The following is a 2,826-nucleotide window of genomic DNA, read 5'->3' as shown; positions in this document are numbered from 1 at the left end:
GGGCATTCCCCCTGGCCGAATATACCTATAGTGTGCATGTTATTGTAATAAAATCAGTTGTGTTACAGGTGGATGTTCTTCATTGCTTAAAATAGCCATGCTGTGGCTGCCTGTCCGACGTATTTCCTAACCGCGTATCGTACCAATAACCATTGACAACAGCAGCCGGCACCGGGCTTGCGATTATCAACTAAATCCCAGCATGAGTGCATCTATCAACGATATTGAACTGCTTGCACAACTGAAATCGGGCAGCGTATCCGCTTTCCGGTATTTTTATGAAAGCTATCGTGAATGGCTGTACGTAACTGCATATACTATATTGAAAAATGAAACGGAAGCCCAGGAACTGGTCCAGGATTTTTTTGTGGATTTCTGGCAGAAGGACCTGAGTGCGAGGATCGACCTGAGCAACACTCAATCTCTCAAAAACTTTCTTTTCGTCAGCGTCCGTAACCGCTGTTTAAATAAAATTTCCAAAGATGCCACGCGAAACAAAAGATTAAAGGATATCATGCTGCCCGACACTTACACAACTCCTAAAAGCAGGTTAGAGAACGATGAGCTGAAAGAGCAGTTGGAAACCGCCATCAACCAGCTTCCGGAACGCCAGTCGGTGGCATTCCGGCTGGCTTACCAGGAACATAAAACCCGGAAGGAAATAGCAGCCTTCATGGATACCACTGAAGAAACTGTAAAAAAACAGGTAGCCAACGCGCTGAAAACTTTAAGGGCGTCCTTAAAAAAAATTCTTTTCTAATACCCCGCCCGGTTAAATAAACGGTTAATAGTGTACATGAACAGCGCAGAAGAAATATACAGGCTAATGACAGAGAAGCTTGCGGGAACAATTTCCGCAGCAGATGATCAATTGCTGGAGGAACTTATCGAGGAAGACGGATCAGTAAGGGAAAAGTGGGAAAAGCTTTCCAGGATGCAGGTTCCCCCTCCTCCTGCCCCATGGCTGGAAATCATTGATTTTAAACAGGACAGGCCGTTATACCGGGTATTACTCCCCTGGGCCGCAGCAGCCGCAGTGATTGCCATTGTTGCATTTTCCGCGTGGAAGTGGAACTTTTTTGCCAGCCCCAAACCGGCGCCGGTGGCTGCCATTAATAAAGATGTGCTGCTGGAGGTGAGCGGCCAGCCTACCATTAACCTTACCCAGTCCGCCGGCAGCGTAACCATTGGTGGCAAACCGGTTCCCAATAAAAACAATACCCTTTACCTTAATGCTGCAGACGACCTGCCACAGGGAATCCGGTCCCTGACGGTACCGCATGGGAAAAGCTATGAAGTGGCCCTCCCGGATGGTTCTGTTATTACACTCAACGCTGCCACCGTCATGAAATTCCCCGCTACCTTCAAAGGCGGGACCAGGGAAGTTACACTGAACGGGGAAGCCTACCTGAACATCGCCAGGCGGGCAGGCAAGCCTTTCCTGGTACACCTCCCCAATAGTACCGTGGAAGTACTGGGCACCAGCTTTAATATCAACAGCTACGACAGCAGCCTCGTTAAAGTATCCCTGGTGGATGGCAAGGTGCGGATGAAAGCCGGCAAAAAAACGGTGACCATGAAGCCCGGGCAGCAGGCCATCTTCAACAAACAGGCGGCTACCCTCGATACACAACCATTTAATGCCACCGTAGAACTGGGATGGCAGAAAGGATTATACTGCTTTTCTGATACCCGTCTCGATGAAATCTGTAATACCATTTTCCGGTGGTATGGCGTGCGCGCTTCCCTGGATCATCCCGACCTGGCAAGCCGCACTTTTACCGGCCTCCTGGATAAAAATACATCTATGAGCTTCTTCCTGGAAGGGATAAAAGCCACCACAGGTACTGATTATTATTTTACGGCAGACAGTACACTGCATTTTAAGTAACAGGCAATATCAAAGGATAATAACCATGAGTCAACCAGCAACCAAATACCTCCTGATCAACCCGGGGAAAAGAGTTTGCACTACCTATGAACAGGTTCCGGGTTACCTGCATTCCCAGCTGATCCCCAATGCCAAATGCTTTACCGATATTGATGAAGATGGCGTGATCATAGATCAGCATATCCAGGCCAATGAACTGTCCATTTCCTATCACCTCATTCATTTGAAGAAAGGGATAGCACTCACTACCGTAGCTCCTGGTAAGCACTATTTACCGGTTGGCATTTCCGGCTTTGCGGGGAATGCACCAGGATTACCCATGACCGTTAAACCAGGGAAAAAGGAGTTTAATACGCTGAAAGGCGCTTCTGATACAGCTACCATGATCACGGAAAAGGAATTTGTGATCAGCTTCGAAGTAAACCTCCACCTTCCGTTTACCAAATACCTGGTGACGGAGTTTCCACTATTCGGCGCACTGAATGTAAACGAACCTACTGTTGATAAACAGCCTGTCAGACAAACGCCTTATCATCTCAACGAAGTCAACTACCAGATCATGCACCGGATCCGCAGCTTTAAAGCCGTAGGAGAAGCTGCAGATGCCTTTTTCCGGCGCAATGCCATCGACTTTTATGCTACCTACCTCCGTTACCTGCAGGCGCCCCCGCCGCTGATGCTGATGGAGCAGTACCGGGAAAAGCTGCGGGAAATAGCCAATTATATCATTCATCACCCGGAGGAAGTAACCACTAAAGAAGCGCTCTGCTATAGATTTGGGGTGGTTTCCGAGTTTCTGGAAGCCCCGTTTGAACAGCAATTCCTGATCACCGTAGAAGAATTGATCCTGCAGGAGAAAATGGCGTTCGTTTTCAAAATGGTACTCGAAACAAACCGTACACTCACACATATTGCCAGTCTCACCCAGTATAGTA

General features: G+C 48.1%; 3 protein-coding genes. All 3 read left to right on the top strand.

Annotation, left to right across the window (positions count from 1 at the left end; genetic code table 11):
• The first annotated feature begins 202 nt into the window (after positions 1–202).
• Positions 203–760 (top strand): RNA polymerase sigma factor, encoded by a 558-nt coding sequence (locus tag VN105_RS13140; protein WP_325641569.1) that lies wholly within the window; start codon positions 203–205, stop codon positions 758–760.
• A gap of 66 nt (positions 761–826) precedes the next feature.
• Positions 827–1,891 carry a FecR family protein gene (locus VN105_RS13135; protein ID WP_325641567.1) on the top strand — a complete coding sequence of 355 codons (1,065 nt, stop codon included), beginning with the start codon at positions 827–829 and terminating at the stop codon, positions 1,889–1,891.
• Between the two features lie 25 nt (positions 1,892–1,916).
• The coding region (locus VN105_RS13130; protein WP_325641565.1) for a hypothetical protein at positions 1,917–2,826 on the top strand (910 nt) is incomplete at its 3' end.

This window comes from Chitinophaga sp., assembly GCF_035564935.1.
Classification (GTDB): Bacteria; Bacteroidota; Bacteroidia; order Chitinophagales; family Chitinophagaceae; genus Chitinophaga.
Note: the sequence above shows the minus strand (reverse complement) of the source record. Positions and strands in the feature narration are given on the sequence as shown.

Coding starts and splice junctions, on each gene's coding strand:
- VN105_RS13140 (WP_325641569.1), top strand. CDS start 203: ATGAGTGCATCTATCAACGATATTGAACTGCTTGCACAACTGAAATCG.
- VN105_RS13135 (WP_325641567.1), top strand. CDS start 827: ATGACAGAGAAGCTTGCGGGAACAATTTCCGCAGCAGATGATCAATTG.